The organism is Anabaena sp. EIM26, assembly GCF_057568715.1.
Genome location: NZ_CM172472.1, coordinates 2,888,393 through 2,905,736, shown reverse-complemented (window position 1 = coordinate 2,905,736; position 17,344 = coordinate 2,888,393). Strand labels below are relative to the sequence as shown.

Genomic DNA, 17,344 nt, shown 5'->3' with positions numbered 1-17,344 from the left:
ACGCCTGCTAAAAACGAAACAGACAAAATATACAGGAGAATAGACCTCTGTGAATAAAAGATGGAGAAATGCGGGGCTGTATGCACTGCTTTTTATTGTTGTAATTGCTTTAGGGACTGCGTTTTTCGACAACCAACCCCCTCAAGTAGAAACATGGCGCTACAGTGAATTTATTCAAGAAGTTGACAAAGGCAGAGTAGAAAAGGTCAGTCTCAGTTCAGACCGTTCTACAGCAATGGTTACACCTAAATACGACCCTAATAAAAAGCGCGTCACCTTAGTTAACGACCCAGATTTAATTAATACTCTGACAGCCAAAGGCGTTGATATTGCAGTATTACCCCAAACCGACGAAGGATTTTGGTTTAAAGCACTAAGCAGCTTATTTTTCCCTGTATTACTTCTGGTTGGTTTATTTTTCTTACTCCGTCGCGCTCAAAGTGGACCAGGTAGCCAAGCAATGAACTTTGGTAAATCTAAAGCCAGAGTGCAAATGGAACCCCAAACCCAAGTCACATTTGGTGATGTAGCGGGTATTGACCAAGCCAAGTTGGAATTAAACGAAGTTGTAGACTTTTTGAAAAACGCCGATCGCTTTACCGCAGTTGGTGCAAAAATTCCTAAAGGTGTACTTTTAGTTGGCCCTCCTGGTACAGGTAAAACCCTCCTCGCTCGTGCTGTAGCTGGGGAAGCAGGTGTACCTTTCTTCTCAATCTCCGGTTCCGAATTTGTGGAAATGTTCGTTGGTGTAGGTGCTTCCCGCGTCCGCGATTTATTTGAACAAGCTAAAACCAACGCTCCTTGTATCGTCTTCATTGATGAAATTGACGCAGTAGGTCGTCAACGGGGTGCAGGTTTAGGTGGTGGTAACGACGAACGGGAACAAACCCTCAACCAGTTACTGACCGAAATGGATGGTTTTGAAGGTAACACAGGTATCATCATCATTGCTGCTACCAACCGTCCTGACGTACTAGATGCAGCTTTATTGCGTCCCGGTCGTTTTGACCGTCAAGTGGTTGTAGACCGTCCTGACTACGCTGGACGCAGCGAAATTCTCAAAGTTCACGCACGAGGTAAAACCTTATCGAAAGATGTGGACTTGGATAAAATCGCTCGTCGTACCCCTGGTTTCACCGGTGCAGATTTATCTAACTTGTTGAACGAAGCCGCAATTTTAGCAGCACGTCGCAACTTAACCGAAATTTCGATGGATGAAATCAATGATGCCATCGACCGCGTATTAGCTGGGCCAGAGAAGAAAGACCGTGTAATGAGCGAAAAGCGCAAAACTTTGGTTGCTTATCACGAAGCTGGTCACGCTTTAGTTGGGGCTTTGATGCCTGACTATGACCCTGTACAGAAGATTAGCATTATTCCCCGTGGTCGTGCCGGTGGCTTGACTTGGTTTACTCCTAGCGAAGACCGCATGGATACAGGTTTATATAGCCGTGCTTATTTGGAAAATCAAATGGCTGTGGCTTTAGGTGGTCGTTTAGCTGAAGAGATTATCTTTGGTGAAGATGAAGTGACAACAGGTGCTTCCAACGACTTGCAACAGGTAGCCAGAGTTGCTAAACAGATGATAACTCGATTTGGGATGAGCGATCGCTTGGGTCCCGTGGCTTTAGGTCGTCAACAAGGCAATATGTTCCTCGGTCGAGATATCATGTCAGAACGTGACTTCTCAGAAGAAACCGCAGCCGCAATTGATGAAGAAGTTCGCAAATTAGTCGATACAGCTTATATTCGCGCTAAAGAAGTCTTGGTAAATAATCGCCACATTCTTGACGAAATCGCCCAAATGCTGGTTGATAAAGAAACCGTAGACGCTGATGAATTGCAAGAAATTCTCACAAATAACGATGTTAGAACCGCTGCTTTTGCTTAATAGCTGGTAGTGGGAATTTAAGATTTAAAATAGGGGTAATTCTGGGTTTTCTGGAATTACCCCTATTTTTTATCTCACGCAGAGGGGTTTTGTGAGAGGAATTTGTAACAACGGGAAAGCCAGGGATATCAGTGGTAAGCTGTGCTAACGCTCTCCATAACAATACTTTTAAATCCGATTTAATTATACTTAATGTTAACGTGAGTTCGACATAAGATAATTTGTGGAAAACTCGCCACAAGTAGGAGTCTCAAACCCTTATTCTCTCGCCCTTAAAAATCATAACTCCGTTCGCGTAGCGTCTCCATTCGGCGAAGCCGTGCCGTAGGCATAGGAGAAACACCGAACACCGAACTCACGTTAATGTTATGTCTTGCAAGGTGACGTTGATTTAGCCCTGGAAAATTTGCAACAGGCAATTAATATCAAACCTCGTCGATGTCGGAGTGAAGCGAAAATTAATCCTGATTTTGACAGCATTCGCAATGATGTGCGGTTTCAAGTATTACTGCTAGGGTAAATTATTTGTGAAGAACAAGATTTCCTACTTATTAAGTTTGTTTCGTTGTCTTATTTTAGGAATATAACTTTCCTAACTTTTATTAGCTGCCCAAAGAATAGTAGCATCTTTATACTGTTTGAACATTGAATCGGCAGTAACAAGCGTCATGTCCTCCATTTGTGCCTGTGCAATTAGCATTCGGTCAAAAGGATCTCGATGATGTAAGGGTAATGTAGCCGTTCGTAATGCATGAGAAGCTGTAATTTCCAAATATCTCGCACCCAACCTTACCATGCGGCTAGAAATGTAACTGTCCAGTGGTTCTGGTAATGGCAACTTACCAATTGCAACTTTTATTCCCATTTCCCACACACTAGCAACAGAAAGCCATAGTTCGTTGTTTTCATCTGTGATTTGCGTAATTACTTCTTGATTCAAACGTTCTGGTTGGGTAAACCACCATAACCAACACTGGGTATCTAGTAAAAGTTTCACTTCTCATTGCCCTCAAATGCTGCCAAAATGTCATCTGGTAAGGGTGCATTAAAGTCCTCTGGAACTACAAACAATCCTCTATCTTGCCCTAAACTATCCCGTCGATTAGATGAGACACTAAAGGGAACTAGTTTGGCGACAGGAACACCCCGGTTGGAAATAATGATCTCTTCACCAAGTTCTACACGAGACAAAAGGCGTGAGAGATTTGTTTTAGCTTGATGGATATTTACGGTTTCCACAGTTTTATAGCTAAGTCTACAAACTAAGTTTAGTTTTATTTTCAGATTGGTGCAAGATGTCAGCTAAAGAGTAACGGCTATGCCTGTAGCAAGCGTGGCTATAGCGTACAGCGCGACCTAGTAATCGCAATTTTTCCCACTGCACGCTCTCCTTCACTATACCGATGAGCTTCTGCTAATTCTTGTAAAGGATAGGTGCTATCAATCACAGTTCGCATTTTACCCCCTTCAATCAAATCTTTTAAATAAACCAAATCCTTGCTATTAGGTCTTTCCAACACAAATTTCACCTTTTGACCAGGCAGAAACATTGTTAAAAAACTCTGCACAATCACTTCCGGGTTAGGCAACGTAGACACATAAACCCCATTTGGCTTTAAAACTTTTCTGCAATTAGAAAATGCTCTTTTAGCAACTGCATCAAAAATAATATCGTACCGAACATTACCTTCTGTAAAATCCTGTTGCGTATAGTCAATTACTAAATCTGCATTTAAAGATTTCACCAAATCCAAATTTCTGGTACTGCAAACACCCGTCACCTCAGCCCCCAACGCCTTAGCAATTTGCACCGCAAAAACGCCCACACCGCCCGAAGCTCCATTAATCAATACCGTTTGACCTAATTTGATATTTCCCAAGTCTCGCAGGGCTTGTAGAGCCGTTAGCGCCGCTAAAGGTACAGTAGCGGCTTCCTCATAACTCATATTTGTGGGTTTGGGAGCCGCAAAATTTTCCGGGATAGCTGCAAATTCTGCATAAGCACCTCCAGGAAAACTAGTGCTGCCATAAATAGCATCACCTACTTTGAAGCGCGTCACTTGTGAACCAACTTCTACCACTTCCCCAGCCACATCAAACCCCAGAATCATGGGGAAATAGTTTCCCGTCAATAAACTCAACATTCCCTGGCGGATTTTCCAGTCAATGGGATTAACACTACTAGCGTGAACCTTTACAAGTAACTGCTCAGGCTTGATTTTCGGCTGTTCCACCTCTTCATACTGTAACACTTCAGCAGAACCATAGCGACGGATAACAACAGCTTTCATGACATTTTCCCCTGTTTGACTTGTTCGCCACATATATAGTGTAGCGATGCCAAAAGTTCAAAACGATTAATTTTTTTCCCATTCCCTGTTCCCTGATTTGACATTATTTATCATTCCCGAACAGCTTTAAGAACGTGAAACCAGGAAAAACTGCTGTAAAAAACTAAATTTATTGCAAATAATCTGCATTAAGAGTTATCATCCTATTAGAGCTTAAATGCTGATTCAACATAGGTGAGAAGTGCAATTCACATCATTAATCATTGAAAAGTTAAAAGAATATGAACTGCATTTTTATCTCAAAAAAAATGATATGTTGGATACAGAATATAAATTGGCAGATATCTGGACTATGACAACGTTTTCTACTCCAGATCTCCAACTCAAATCCCTTGTTAACTAAGGCTTTCAGCAGGATTTGAGGATTGTTTGAGTACATGGGTAATGTAGCCCAAATTTAACTAAATTATTACTCAATCCCTTGCAGGTATTGGGTTTTGACTGAGTACAAAGAAATCCTGAACCCCACTCGAAAAATACTCGTACCCCAACTGAAAAATACTAGAACCTGTACCCGAAAAAATTTTATTTAATTTTTGTAACCCTGGCAAAGATTGGGGTTTCTATATCTGAGTACAAACATAATATATCCAATAAATCCTATCCTAGACAGCCCAAGCACCTATCTAGAAACGGCTGCTATAAATCATTTATCGCCAATCACTTAACGCTCCTTAACAAAGTTAGAAGCCAAAAGTGAGTGGAGGGATGAGATAGCACCATGCCTAGAGTGAATGGAAGTCGCGGCTGTACACACAAAGTCTACCCAAGACCCAAACGTTGACACACACCAGCCGAACCCCAAACATTATCTGCCCACCATTGTATCAAATTTAGATTAGGAATTTGGAAGTTTGGATAAAAAGCCTTGATTAATAGGCTATTCCCAGAAATATAAATTATCCTACTTGTCTAAATTTTGTATCAATACCAGGTGAACACCTGTGGGCAAGTGAGTAAGACGCGACTTCGGTTCATAGGCATTGGCAGTAGTAAAAGCATCTCCCACAGTGGCTCTCAAGTCCACCGACCTTGCGAAATTCAATGACACTACCTGCTACAAACATTCTCACCTCCTCCAATCAGGAATCCATTATCACCCCAGCTAAATCTGGTGGTTGCGGTTGCGACAGCACCACAACTCCAGAAATGGACGAAAAACTTATAGAACGCATTGCCAAACATCCTTGCTATAGTGAAGAAGCTCATCATCACTACGCCCGGATGCACGTTGCAGTTGCACCAGCTTGTAATATTCAATGCAACTATTGTAACCGCAAGTATGACTGTGCTAACGAAAGTCGCCCTGGAGTGGTAAGTGAGTTGCTCACACCTGAAGAAGCCGCACATAAAGTGTTGGTAATTGCGGGTAAAATTCCCCAAATGACTGTTTTGGGAGTTGCGGGGCCTGGTGATCCTTTGGCTAATCCAGAAAAAACCTTCCGTACTTTTGAATTGATTGCAGACAAAGCACCAGATATTAAACTGTGCTTATCTACTAACGGTTTGATGTTAACAGAATATGTTGATCGCATCAAACAATTAAATATAGATCACGTTACTATCACCCTTAACACCATCGATCCAGAAATAGGCGCACAAATCTATTCTTGGGTTCATTACAAACGTAAGCGTTATAGAGGCGTGGAAGGAGCAAAAATTCTCCTAGAAAAGCAGTTGGAAGGTTTGCAAGCTCTCAAAGAAGCTGATATCTTGTGTAAAGTTAATTCCGTGATGATTCCTGGAGTTAATGACCAACATTTGGTAGAAGTTAATAAAGCCATTCGTGAGAGAGGGGCATTCTTACACAACATCATGCCGCTGATTTCTGCACCGGAACATGGTACACACTTTGGTTTAACAGGTCAACGGGGACCTACAGGTAAAGAACTGAAGGAAGTCCAAGACAACTGTTCTGGTAACATGAAAATGATGCGTCACTGTCGTCAGTGCCGAGCAGATGCGGTAGGATTATTAGGAGAAGACCGCAGCCAAGAATTCACTAAAGATAAATTCTTGGAAATGGCTCCAGAATATAACTTGGAAACACGCCAAGAAGTTCACGAAGGTATTGAGAAATTTAGAGAAGAAATTAAAGCAGCTAAAGATAAAGCCAAAGCAACTGCTGTAGAGAGCAATAATGGCAAATCTCTACAAAACAAACCCAAAATCTTAGTTGCAGTAGCAACAAAAGGTGGTGGATTGGTTAACCAACACTTCGGACACGCTAAAGAATTTCAAGTGTATGAAGTTGATGGTAACGAAGTGCGCTTTGTCAGTCATCGCAAGATTGACCAATATTGTCAAGGTGGATACAGCGAAGAAGCTACCGCAGACAATATAATGAAAGCGATCGCAGATTGTAAAGCGGTCTTGGTATCCAAAATCGGCAACTGTCCTAAAGAAAAACTAGAAGCAGCCGGAATAAAAACTGTTGAAGCTTACGACGTAATTGAAAAGGTTGCTTTAGAGTTTTACGAGCAATATGTAGCGACTGGGGAATAGGGACTGGGGACTAGGGACTGGGGACTAGGAAAGAAACTTTTCCCAATACCCAGTACCCAGTACCCAATCACTAATCACCAATTCACACAAAGGCAAATAATCATGGCTTACAAAATTACTAGCCAGTGTATTTCCTGCAAGCTTTGTTTGTCTGTTTGTCCCACCGGTGCAATTAAAGTAGTTGACGGTATTCACTGGATTGACTCTGAACTTTGCACAAACTGTGTTGGCAGCATTCACACTGTACCTCAATGTAAAGCTGGTTGTCCCACTGCTCATGGTTGCGTTAAACAACCAAGCGATTATTGGGAAGGTTGGTTTGCTAATTACAATCGCGTCTTAGCAAAGTTGACAAATAAACAAGATTACTGGGAAACTTGGCGGAATACTTATTCTCAGAAGTTCTCCGAACAGTTGCAAAAGCATCAAGTAGTGGTTTAGGTGACAGGTGATAGGTGATAGGTGACAGGTGACAGAAAAGAAGTAAGTTTTTACCAATTACCAATTACCTATTCCCAATTACCCATTACCTATTCCCAATAAGTAATAACTAATAACTTAATGACTAAAATGCAAAAGAATTGCATCTATCTCGATAACAATGCTACCACCAAAGTAGATCCAGCAGTTTTAGAGGCGATGCTGCCTTATCTGACGGACTATTACGGTAATCCTTCTAGTATGCACAGTTTTGGTGGACAACTTGGTAAAGGTGTCAAAATAGCCAGAGAACAAGTTGCGGCTTTATTAGGAGCAGAAGAATCAGAAATAGTCTTTACCAGTTGTGGAACTGAGGGAGATAATGCTGCGATTCGTGCTGCATTATTAGCTCAACCAGAAAAACGCCACATTATCACAACTCAGGTAGAACATCCCGCAGTTTTGAATGTCTGCAAACAGTTAGAAACCCAAGGTTATACTGTTACTTATTTGTCAGTAAATGCGAAGGGACAGTTAGATTTAGATGAACTGGAAGCTTCCCTGACAGGTAACACCGCTTTGGTGAGCGTGATGTATGCCAATAATGAAACCGGCACTATCTTTCCAATTGAAGAGATTGGTGCTAGAGTTAAGGAATACGGCGCTATCTTCCATGTCGATGCAGTCCAAGCGGTAGGTAAATTACCCTTGAACATGAAGACCAGCACCATAGATATGTTAACTATATCTGGTCACAAAATCCACGCACCTAAAGGCATTGGTGTTCTATATGTGCGTCGTGGGGTTCGGTTCCGTCCTTTCCTTCTTGGTGGACACCAAGAACGGGGACGCAGAGCAGGTACAGAGAACGTTCCCGGAATTATTGCTTTAGGCAAAGCTGCGGAATTGGAAATGCTACATTTAGAAGAGGCAACCAAGAGAGAAAGCCGATTGCGCGATCGCTTGGAAAAAGCTCTCCTTGCTAAAATTCCCGACTGTGAAGTCAATGGTGATCCTAGTCATAGATTGCCAAACACCACAAATATTGGTTTCAAATATATTGAAGGTGAAGCAATTTTGCTCTCCTTAAATAAATACGGTATTTGTGCTTCCTCTGGTTCTGCTTGTACTTCTGGTTCATTAGAACCTTCCCACGTTTTGCGGGCTATGGGTTTACCCTACACCACTTTACATGGTTCGATTCGTTTCAGTCTTTGTCGCTACACAACCGAAGCTGAAATTGATCAAGTTATTGCAGTTATGCCAGAAATTGTTGAACGTCTCCGCGCTTTATCTCCCTTCAAAAATGATAATGCGGGTTGGTTACAACAACAATCATTAGTTAGTAGTAAATAGCTGATGGGTGATAGGTGATATGTAAAAGTCTCCTAAATCCTGTAAGGGTTTAGCATTGCTAAACCCCTACCCAATCCTCAATTAGTTCTTATAATCCAAAATCTAAAATCCAAAATCCAAAATCAACTATGTGGGACTACACAGATAAAGTATTAGAATTGTTTTACGATCCTAAAAACCAGGGTGCAATTGAAGAAACAGGCGAAGCAGGAGTTAAGGTTGCAACTGGAGAGATAGGTAGTATTGCTTGCGGTGATGCTCTGAGATTGCATTTAAAAGTGGAAGTTGCATCTGATAAGATTCTCGATGCTCGCTTTCAAACCTTTGGCTGTACCAGTGCGATCGCATCTTCCAGTGCTTTAACCGAAATGGTAAAAGGTTTGACATTAGATGAAGCCTTAAAGGTTTCTAATAAAGATATTGCCGATTACCTGGGTGGTTTGCCAGAAGCAAAAATGCACTGTTCCGTGATGGGACAAGAAGCTTTAGAAGCTGCCATCTATAATTATCGAGGCATCCCTTTAGCTGCCCATGATGATGATGATGAAGGCGTACTAATTTGTAGCTGTTTTGGTATCACCGACACTAAGATTAGAAAGGCTATTGCACAAAATAATCTCCTCAGTGCAGAGCAAGTAACAAATTATGTAAAAGCTGGTGGCGGATGCGGTTCCTGTTTAACGAAAATTGATGATATAATAAGAGAAGTAAAGCAGGAAACCGCCAAACAAACTCTCAACACCAACGGCGTGAAAGCTACTACAGAAATTGCTAATTCAGGGACTCAAAAACCATTAACCAATGTTCAAAGAATTGCCCTGATTCAAAAAGTATTAGATGAAGAAGTCCGACCCGTATTAATTGCCGACGGGGGAGATGTAGAACTCTACGATATAGAAGGCAATAAAGTCCAAGTTATTCTCAAAGGTGCTTGCGGTTCATGTTCCAGCAGCACAGCCACTTTAAAAGTTGCGATTGAAGCGAGATTACGCGATCGCATCAACAAAGAAATCATAGTCGAAGCAGTGTAGGGGCAGGTTCTCCTCGCCCATGAAAAAACTAGTAATTCTTACAACCCAATAAACACCATGTACACAACCAAATTATCTGTAGAGCGATCGCCTCCATAGCGACGTTCTACACACGCTCACTGCCGTAGATAAATAGGCGTGAGAACCAAAAGACGAAAGACAAACACCCCAATCAACCAACAAATTCTAGGAAAAAACGAACAATGAGTACCGACGCAAATATTAGACAAATAGCTTTCTACGGCAAGGGCGGTATCGGTAAATCTACCACCTCTCAAAACACCCTCGCAGCAATGGCTGAAATGGGTCAACGCATCATGATCGTAGGTTGCGACCCTAAAGCTGACTCTACCCGTTTGATGCTTCACTCCAAGGCTCAAACCACCGTTCTTTCCTTGGCTGCTGAAAGAGGTGCAGTTGAAGATTTAGAACTCCACGAAGTCATGTTGACCGGTTTCCGTGGTGTTAAGTGCGTAGAATCTGGTGGTCCAGAACCCGGTGTAGGTTGTGCAGGTCGTGGTATTATCACCGCTATTAACTTCCTAGAAGAAAACGGTGCTTACCAAGACTTAGATTTCGTATCTTACGACGTATTAGGTGACGTTGTATGCGGTGGTTTTGCTATGCCTATCCGTGAAGAATAAGCTGTTTTGTTTAGGGTTTTTGTTAATGCAATTGGTTGGGAATTTTGATTTTTTTATGCCCTATTTATGCCCTGGGATATTTTAGTGAAATGGGCAATTTGTTTTGTTTTTCTTCTTTTGTATACCCTATTTTATCCCTAGTGTCAAGAGGTATACATGATTTTTGATAAATAGGTTACTGATTTTTTGTTTATGATTGAGTTGTGAAAGTTTTGACGAATATTTTTGGAAAAAACAATCATTTGGAAACAAACCTACTCCCCTCAAAAATTCCCATTTTGTGATGATTAACCCGTAAGCATAAAACGTGAAATTTTAGAATGGAATAGTCCTGGTTTGTACTAACTTAGTATCTTATCTTTTACTTGATTTGACTAGACTGTGTTGAGGAAAGAAGTTCTGAGCCAAAATTAAGATAGTATTTATGCCAATCTTTGAATAATTCAATTCGCTCGATACCTGAATTACTACTACGATCAAAATATCTGTACTTATTCTGACCCACAGTGAGTTTAGGTTTATCTCTCAAAAATGACCAATCTGTTCTACCTAAAAATAAATATTCATCATTGATTAAAAAACCATGCCAATGAGGTAAATTTTTATAAACTTTAGCCGCAATAATCAACCTATTTCTTAATTGTTCCGGTATGCCATTCATGAAATTATTAATATCTCTTACGCGCTGTTTACTTTCCTCTGACCAATTGATATCATAATTTTCAAGATTCAGAGATTCCAAATATTGGTAATCAACAAATGTCAATTCAATAGTTGCATAAGCATCAGGAAAATCTTTCAAAATCTTGGGAATTTTATCACAAATAAACCTCCATGAAAAAGTCATAGCAACTGCTATAACTTTAATCTCTATTTTATTCTGTTGTTCCGTAGTATTTTTGTTTTTTTTCATTCCATCATTGAGAGTGGATATAATATATGTCTCTGTAGCTCTTAGAGCATCAACATAATCAGCATAGGGTTTTTCTTGTTGAGCAATTTTTTCTATTTGTTTACTGATATCTTTAAGTATTTGTGTAACTTCTTCACTTTGGTCAGCAATTTTACCTAGTTGTTTTTGAGCTTCCAATTCAACACCATCTTTTGATAGTTTAGCCTTCACAACCCGGTTGATAAGCCCAATCATTGGTTTGGCATAGACTAAACCTAGAATCAACACTACTATCCAAGGCATTAAAGAAGTTATATTCTTGAGTACATCATTCAGATTCATGATTATTTTGACCTTCACGGATGATAATTTTGTACGTACTGACTTATAAAATCAGTATAAGTAATTGGACTGAAATATTTACACTTATGTTTTCAACTGGTTAAGGGTTTAACACCATATTTTGTGTAATTAATTTTGCCTTACTACTTAATACAGCACTTTGCGTAAGGTTTACGTACAATAGTTGAATAGATCAACTGGAAAATAAGATAAAACCTGTTTCAGTTAATCGCGCAAAGTGCTGTATCTCCAAAAATTAGCATAACTGGACTGCAATAACCTATAGCTTGTATCAAAATTTATCTGCTGTCATCTAAATATTATGCAATGACTGTCTACACCAGGAGTAAGTAGGCACAAATAAACCTAACTAGTAACAAAATGTAAAAAACTCAAAACCCTTGCGATCGCATTTCCGGTGTTGTGGTTTGAGTGCGATCGCATTTGGGATATGTGCGTTGTGGATGCGATCGCATTTCCGATGTTGTGGTTTGGTGCGATCGCATTTGGGATATGTGCGTTGTGGGGATGCGATCGCATTTCCAGTATTGTGGGTTGTGAGAGCGATGTTATCTTAGTATTATCTTATCCATTTTTACAATATGCCACTAAATGAATTATTACCTACTGTTAGTCAACTATCTCACGAAGACAAATTGCGTCTTATTCATTTTCTATTATTAGCCGTAGCAAAAGAAGAAGGATGCAATTTAGAATCACCTGATAATCAACAACAAGAACACTTACTACTAAAACAACTAGCATCAACAGAAGCCGTTGTCTGGTCTCCTTATGATGCCCATGAAGCCGCTCAAACATTATCTGATATGCTGACAGCAGCAAAGGAAGAAGATGATGCTTGAGGGTAAAAGATTTCCCTTTATTGAGAGAAGTAATACTCCTGGTGTTTCTAGCACCATGCCTTATTTACCATTAACTTTGACTCACAAAAACAATTCTGTTGAAGTTATGGCTTTGTTAGATACAGGTGCAAGCGTTAATGTATTACCTTATGAAATAGGTCTGCAACTAGGAGCAGTTTGGGAAGAGCAAAAAGTCCCAATTCAATTAATTGGAAATCTAGCTAATTTTCAAGCAAGAGGATTAATTTTATCAGCTACCGTTGCTGAATTTTCGCCTATTTTGCTTGCATTTGCTTGGACAGAATCTAGAGAAGCACCTATAATACTCGGACACATTAATTTTTTTGCAGAGTTTGATGTGTGTTTTTATCGCGCAGATTTAGCTTTCGAGGTACGTCCCAGAAATAAATAATAAAGCGATAGCGAAGCCCTACGTAGGAATCGCATTTCCGGTGTTGTGGGTTTTGAGTGCGATCGCTTTTCGGATGTTATGGGTTGTGAGGTGCGATCGCATTTAGTGGATCAAAGTAGGTGATTTAATGCTAAAATTAGTATTGAGAATATAATTTTGAGAATTGTTATTAATTCAAAGAGAAGGAGATAAAGATGCAAATTGCAGTCAAGCCAGATCAAGAAAAATACATTCTTGAAAAACTACAACAAGGTAAGTATAAAAACATTGATGAACTATTATCTGTAGCTTTTCAACTTTTAGAACAACATGATGAAAAAGAAAAGCAACTCATTGAATTAAGACAAAAAATTGCTGAAGGAACAGAGCAACTTCGTCAAGGAGAAGTAGTTGAAGGTGAATTAGTTTTTCAACAACTACAACAAAAGTTAAAGCAAATGGAACAATCTCAATAATGGGTACTTATTTTTTCTCTAAACTTGCAGTTAAAGACCTCAATGAAATTTGTGAATTTATCGGACAAACAAATATCAACGCAGCAAGTCAACTTTTTGATAATATTAGGCAAAAATGTAAGTTAGTCTCTGGTTTTCCAAACATGGGAAAAGGCTATGCTTGGGTTGCATCTGATTTACGTGGTTTTATAGTTAATGATTATATTGTTTTTTATTATCCTGTGGAAAATGGAATTGAAATTGTCCGTGTTGTTTATGGAAAACGAGATTTAAAGGCTGTATTTGAAGAATTTAAAGATTAATTTTAGTCAATACAATTAATGGTGAACTATTCACAACCCATCGTCTAGTCACGCGCTAATTCCTCAGCTAATTCTTCAGGAGTAACCTGAAAAGGTGAAACATGATAACGGTTAAGTGCTTCTAGAAATTGATGACGACTAACTCCAGCAATTTCAGCAGCTTTAAATTGGGAAATCATACCAATTTCATACCATTTAACAGCAGCACCTAAACGCATTTCTTGAACAAAAGTTTCTGGGTTACTGCGAAGGGCAGAAAAAACATCATTGGGAAGTTCAACATTGATGTTTATAGTCATAGCGTTAATTATGTTGACTGATTTTTCTTAGGCTAACTCTTATCTTAGCTCAATTCTCATCAAACTTTGATTTCCTATCTTTAACCTCAACCTTTCATTCTCAATTTTCAATCTCTCATTTTCCTGTTCCAATCTAATCACCATATCCTGCAAATCTTCGACCTTTGATTTTTTCTTAATCGCTTCCTCGATTGCAACCTTACGATTTTCCAAACTAAACCACTTTTGATAAATGGATGTGTGCATATTCACAGAATGACCCAAATTATCAGCAGCAGCTTTAATCGGAATCCCCATCAAATGCGCTCTAATTGCCCAACCATGCCGTAAATCATAGGGTTGAAAAGGAATCCCCACAAATCTAAACCATCTATCTGTACCATGTCGCGCAGAGTTGATTTCTCTACTCGTAACTTTGTCTTTAATTTTTGCCTTTAATAATTCAATTGCTGCTGTATCCGTTTTTAAATTAAAAGTTTCTACCCAACGAGGATATAATGGTAAAGCTTCCCTTTCTCCGGTTTTACACTCTTCATTTACCCGCCATGTATTCATCACATTCTCTGATGATAGCCACCAATTTAAATCAGGATTAACAAAAATTTCAATTGGTCTTAATCCATAAGTTGCTAACATCCCATATACCCAACGCCAAAGTTTCCAATTATTTCTATCTTCCCTAGTTATCAACTTACTAGAACGATTAATAGCATAATTTTCAAACTTCAGATATTCCTGTTCTATCTCTGCATCTGTAGGAATATCACGTTTACGTTGAGAAATAGCCTTGATTTTTAAATTACTTAATTCTGGAACTTCTACACCAGAACATTTACATAAAACCCTAATCACCTTAATTAATTCATTTTTCACACTATCCGAAGATGGGCAGAATTTCACAGCATCAATAAAATTGGCATTTATGGCTAGTTTATCTTTTGGTAAATGTGTTTTAGCAATATAGAAATAACTATTAAAAGTATTGTTACTTTTGAGAGTGCGTTTTCTCGTTTTGAAATAGTTTTGTTCAAACTCAGAAATCAATTCTCCGATTGTGATGAATTTAGCTTTAAATCTAGTTTTGCCTAAATATTTATCAGTCCAGATAAATTGTTTTCTGGCAATCAATTTTCCTAACTCATTCGCTTCCTCTTCCGCAGTATTTAAACCATCAAAACTAAATGGTATCCCTAAAGAAATATCATATTGCTTAGTTCCTATACCGTTTTTATCAATATCACCTGGTTTAATAGGTAGGGTAGTTCTCAATTGTAATGAATTACCAGATTTTCTGACAGAAACACTCACCCTTGCGGCTCTTAGTCTACCATTAATTGCTTTTAATTCTGTTGTCAGTTTTGCCGTTAGGTGATTTTCTTGATTTTCTACTGCTTGCATTCTGCCTAAATATCCCCCATCGGTAATAGCTGTTTGGTGAAAATCGGCAAATGCTTCCTGTGTTCTGTCCATACCCTAGATTTACCCTAATAAAAAAACTGTTTACTCAAAACAATGATTGCGGTAAACATTGCATAAAATAAACATTTTCTGGCTATTAGAATAATATTATTACTCTTTCCCGTGAAGGTAAAGCACAAGAAATCTACATCGTTACCTCTGGTGAAATGATGGCGATGTACGCTGCAAACAACATCGCTCGTGGTGTTCTTAAATATGCTCACTCCGGTGGTGTACGTTTAGGTGGTTTGATCTGTAACAGCCGTAAGGTTGACCGTGAAATCGAATTGATCGAAACCTTGGCTGAACGTTTGAACACTCAAATGATTCACTTCGTACCCCGCGACAACATCGTTCAACACGCAGAATTGCGTCGGATGACTGTTAACGAGTACGCACCTGATAGCGATCAGGGTAATGAATACCGCGCATTAGCTAAGAAGATCATCAACAACAAGAACCTCACCATCCCCACACCAATTGAAATGGATGAGTTGGAAGCATTGTTGATTGAATTCGGTATTCTTGATGATGACACCAAGCACGCTGAAATCATCGGTAAGCCCGCTGGTGCTACCAAGTAGTAATTGATTATTTAGGAACAGGAAAAAGGAAAACACTACATAATTTCCTTTTTACCTTCCTTTCCCTCCATTCCCCACCGGGGACATTAAGTCCCCAAACCTATCCCCCGTTCCTTAGGAGCAAGAGAGACAGAATATGACTCCTCCAGATGACAAGAAGATTGTTGAACAAAGAAAAGAACTAGTTAAAGAAGTTCTGAAAGCTTACCCCGAAAAAGCTGCTAAAAAGCGTGAAAAGCACTTAAACGTATACGAAGAAGGCAAGGCTGATTGTGGTGTTAAATCTAACATCAAATCCCTTCCTGGTGTAATGACCGCTCGTGGTTGTGCTTACGCAGGTTCCAAGGGTGTGGTTTGGGGTCCTATTAAGGACATGATCCACATCAGCCACGGTCCCGTAGGTTGCGGTTACTGGTCTTGGTCTGGTCGTCGTAACTACTACATTGGTACAACAGGTGTTGACACCTTCGGTACCATGCACTTCACCTCTGACTTCCAAGAACGCGACATCGTGTTTGGTGGTGACAAGAAACTCATTAAGCTAATTGAAGAATTAGAAATATTATTCCCTCTCAACCGTGGTGTTTCCATTCAATCTGAATGTCCCATTGGTCTAATTGGGGATGACATCGAAGCAGTAGCTAAGAAGTCAGCTAAAGCAATTGGTAAGCCTGTTGTTCCTGTACGTTGCGAAGGTTTCCGTGGTGTGTCTCAGTCTTTAGGACACCACATCGCTAACGACATGATTCGTGACTGGGTATTCCCCAGAGCCGATCAAGCTAAGAAAGATGGGACATTGAAGTTTGAAGGCACTCCTTATGACGTAGCCATCATTGGTGACTACAACATTGGTGGAGATGCTTGGGCCAGCCGCATTCTGTTAGAAGAAATCGGTTTGCGCGTTGTTGCTCAATGGTCTGGCGATGGTACAATCAACGAAATGTTGATGACCCCCAACGTGAAGATGAACCTCATCCACTGTTACCGCTCGATGAACTACATCAGCCGTCACATGGAAGAAGCTTATGGTATACCCTGGTTGGAGTATAATTTCTTCGGACCCACCAAGATTGCTGCATCTTTACGTGAAATCGCTTCTAAGTTTGATGAAAAGATTCAAGCAAATGCTGAGAAGGTAATTGCTAAGTACCAACCCACAATGGATGCGATCGTTTCTAAATATCGCCCCCGTTTGGAAGGTAAGACAGTTGCAATGATGGTTGGTGGTCTACGTCCTCGTCACGTTGTTCCCGCTTTCCAAGATTTAGGAATGAAGATGATTGGTACTGGTTATGAGTTCGCTCATAATGACGACTATAAACGTACTACCAACTACATCGAAAACGGAACTATCGTTTATGACGACGTTACCGCTTACGAATTTGAAGAATTCATCAAAGCATTGAAGCCAGACTTAGTTGCTTCTGGTGTGAAAGAGAAGTACGTATTCCAAAAGATGGGTCTTCCTTTCCGTCAAATGCACTCTTGGGATTACTCCGAACCTGATAATGTTGGTGGAAAGGTGCGTTAATTTGAGGT

General features: G+C 39.9%; 19 protein-coding genes and 2 pseudogenes. 15 read left to right on the top strand and 6 right to left on the bottom strand.

Annotated features, from left to right (window positions below):
- Nucleotides 1–49: 49 nt before the first annotated feature.
- Both ftsH3 and AC012T_RS12730 read left to right on the top strand, forming a co-directional pair.
- Nucleotides 50–1,891, top strand: a complete 1,842-nt coding sequence (ftsH3, locus tag AC012T_RS12735; RefSeq protein ID WP_438890052.1) for an ATP-dependent zinc metalloprotease FtsH3 — start codon at nt 50–52, stop codon at nt 1,889–1,891.
- A gap of 373 nt (nt 1,892–2,264) precedes the next feature.
- Nucleotides 2,265–2,411 (top strand): TPR end-of-group domain-containing protein, encoded by a 147-nt coding sequence (locus tag AC012T_RS12730; RefSeq protein ID WP_487066241.1) that lies wholly within the window; start codon nt 2,265–2,267, stop codon nt 2,409–2,411.
- A gap of 72 nt (nt 2,412–2,483) precedes the next feature.
- On the opposite strand, the gene AC012T_RS12725 is transcribed toward AC012T_RS12730, so the two are convergent.
- From AC012T_RS12725 to AC012T_RS12715, 3 genes are all read right to left on the bottom strand, one after another.
- Entirely contained in the window at nt 2,484–2,888 is a 405-nt protein-coding gene (locus AC012T_RS12725; RefSeq protein ID WP_487066239.1) for a type II toxin-antitoxin system VapC family toxin, read from the bottom strand.
- Entirely contained in the window at nt 2,885–3,130 is a 246-nt protein-coding gene (locus tag AC012T_RS12720) for a type II toxin-antitoxin system Phd/YefM family antitoxin (RefSeq protein ID WP_487066237.1), read from the bottom strand. Before AC012T_RS12720 ends, AC012T_RS12725 begins: the two co-directional genes overlap by 4 nt.
- Nucleotides 3,131–3,228: 98 nt before the next feature.
- Complete coding sequence (locus AC012T_RS12715) at nt 3,229–4,182, bottom strand: NAD(P)-dependent alcohol dehydrogenase (protein WP_487066235.1); 954 nt, start codon at nt 4,180–4,182, stop codon at nt 3,229–3,231.
- 241 nt (nt 4,183–4,423) lie between these two features.
- Here AC012T_RS12715 and AC012T_RS12710 point away from each other — a divergent pair, with 241 nt between their 5' ends.
- From AC012T_RS12710 to AC012T_RS12685, 6 genes and pseudogenes are all read left to right on the top strand, one after another.
- Complete coding sequence (locus AC012T_RS12710; protein WP_487066233.1) at nt 4,424–4,585, top strand: hypothetical protein; 162 nt, start codon at nt 4,424–4,426, stop codon at nt 4,583–4,585.
- A gap of 701 nt (nt 4,586–5,286) precedes the next feature.
- Nucleotides 5,287–6,747, top strand: a complete 1,461-nt coding sequence (nifB, locus tag AC012T_RS12705) for a nitrogenase cofactor biosynthesis protein NifB (protein ID WP_487066231.1) — start codon at nt 5,287–5,289, stop codon at nt 6,745–6,747.
- A gap of 102 nt (nt 6,748–6,849) precedes the next feature.
- Nucleotides 6,850–7,188, top strand: a complete 339-nt coding sequence (locus AC012T_RS12700) for a DUF362 domain-containing protein (protein WP_487066229.1) — start codon at nt 6,850–6,852, stop codon at nt 7,186–7,188.
- A 129-nt stretch (nt 7,189–7,317) separates the two neighbouring features.
- Entirely contained in the window at nt 7,318–8,523 is a 1,206-nt protein-coding gene (gene nifS / locus AC012T_RS12695) for a cysteine desulfurase NifS (RefSeq protein ID WP_487066569.1), read from the top strand.
- Between the two features lie 128 nt (nt 8,524–8,651).
- Nucleotides 8,652–9,554 carry a Fe-S cluster assembly protein NifU gene (gene nifU, locus AC012T_RS12690; RefSeq protein ID WP_487066227.1) on the top strand — a complete coding sequence of 301 codons (903 nt, stop codon included), beginning with the start codon at nt 8,652–8,654 and terminating at the stop codon, nt 9,552–9,554.
- 203 nt (nt 9,555–9,757) lie between these two features.
- A pseudogene (locus AC012T_RS12685) lies at nt 9,758–10,192 on the top strand (AAA family ATPase); the annotation flags it as partial.
- 367 nt (nt 10,193–10,559) lie between these two features.
- Here the strand turns inward: AC012T_RS12685 and AC012T_RS12680 are convergent.
- Entirely contained in the window at nt 10,560–11,432 is an 873-nt protein-coding gene (locus AC012T_RS12680) for a hypothetical protein (RefSeq protein WP_487066225.1), read from the bottom strand.
- A 418-nt stretch (nt 11,433–11,850) separates the two neighbouring features.
- Here AC012T_RS12680 and AC012T_RS12675 point away from each other — a divergent pair, with 418 nt between their 5' ends.
- The 5 genes from AC012T_RS12675 (at nt 11,851) to AC012T_RS12655 (ending at nt 13,464) form a co-directional block, all read left to right on the top strand.
- Complete coding sequence (locus tag AC012T_RS12675; RefSeq protein ID WP_487066223.1) at nt 11,851–12,048, top strand: hypothetical protein; 198 nt, start codon at nt 11,851–11,853, stop codon at nt 12,046–12,048.
- The gene (locus tag AC012T_RS12670) at nt 12,035–12,295 is read left to right on the top strand and encodes a hypothetical protein (RefSeq protein WP_127053906.1); all 261 of its coding nucleotides are present in this window, start codon (nt 12,035–12,037) and stop codon (nt 12,293–12,295) included. The genes AC012T_RS12675 and AC012T_RS12670 overlap by 14 nt, the downstream gene beginning before the upstream one ends.
- Nucleotides 12,288–12,707, top strand: coding sequence for a pepsin/retropepsin-like aspartic protease family protein (locus AC012T_RS12665; protein WP_487066567.1), 420 nt, complete (start codon nt 12,288–12,290; stop codon nt 12,705–12,707). The genes AC012T_RS12670 and AC012T_RS12665 overlap by 8 nt, the downstream gene beginning before the upstream one ends.
- Nucleotides 12,708–12,901: 194 nt before the next feature.
- Complete coding sequence (locus AC012T_RS12660) at nt 12,902–13,162, top strand: type II toxin-antitoxin system ParD family antitoxin (RefSeq protein WP_487066221.1); 261 nt, start codon at nt 12,902–12,904, stop codon at nt 13,160–13,162.
- Nucleotides 13,162–13,464, top strand: coding sequence for a type II toxin-antitoxin system RelE/ParE family toxin (locus tag AC012T_RS12655; protein ID WP_487066219.1), 303 nt, complete (start codon nt 13,162–13,164; stop codon nt 13,462–13,464). Before AC012T_RS12660 ends, AC012T_RS12655 begins: the two co-directional genes overlap by 1 nt.
- Before the next feature lie 44 nt (nt 13,465–13,508).
- Here the strand turns inward: AC012T_RS12655 and AC012T_RS12650 are convergent, their stop codons facing one another.
- Together AC012T_RS12650 and AC012T_RS12645 are read right to left on the bottom strand one after the other, a co-directional pair.
- Nucleotides 13,509–13,763 carry a UPF0175 family protein gene (locus AC012T_RS12650; RefSeq protein WP_487066217.1) on the bottom strand — a complete coding sequence of 85 codons (255 nt, stop codon included), beginning with the start codon at nt 13,761–13,763 and terminating at the stop codon, nt 13,509–13,511.
- Nucleotides 13,764–13,802: 39 nt separating this feature from the next.
- Nucleotides 13,803–15,233 (bottom strand): site-specific integrase, encoded by a 1,431-nt coding sequence (locus tag AC012T_RS12645; protein WP_487066215.1) that lies wholly within the window; start codon nt 15,231–15,233, stop codon nt 13,803–13,805.
- Nucleotides 15,234–15,343: 110 nt separating this feature from the next.
- Between AC012T_RS12645 and nifH the strand changes: the two are divergent.
- Both nifH and nifD read left to right on the top strand, forming a co-directional pair.
- Nucleotides 15,344–15,805 (top strand): annotated as a pseudogene (gene nifH, locus AC012T_RS12640) (nitrogenase reductase); the annotation flags it as partial.
- A gap of 136 nt (nt 15,806–15,941) precedes the next feature.
- Nucleotides 15,942–17,336 (top strand): nitrogenase molybdenum-iron protein alpha chain, encoded by a 1,395-nt coding sequence (gene nifD, locus AC012T_RS12635; RefSeq protein WP_487066213.1) that lies wholly within the window; start codon nt 15,942–15,944, stop codon nt 17,334–17,336.
- The last annotated feature ends 8 nt before the right edge of the window (nt 17,337–17,344 follow it).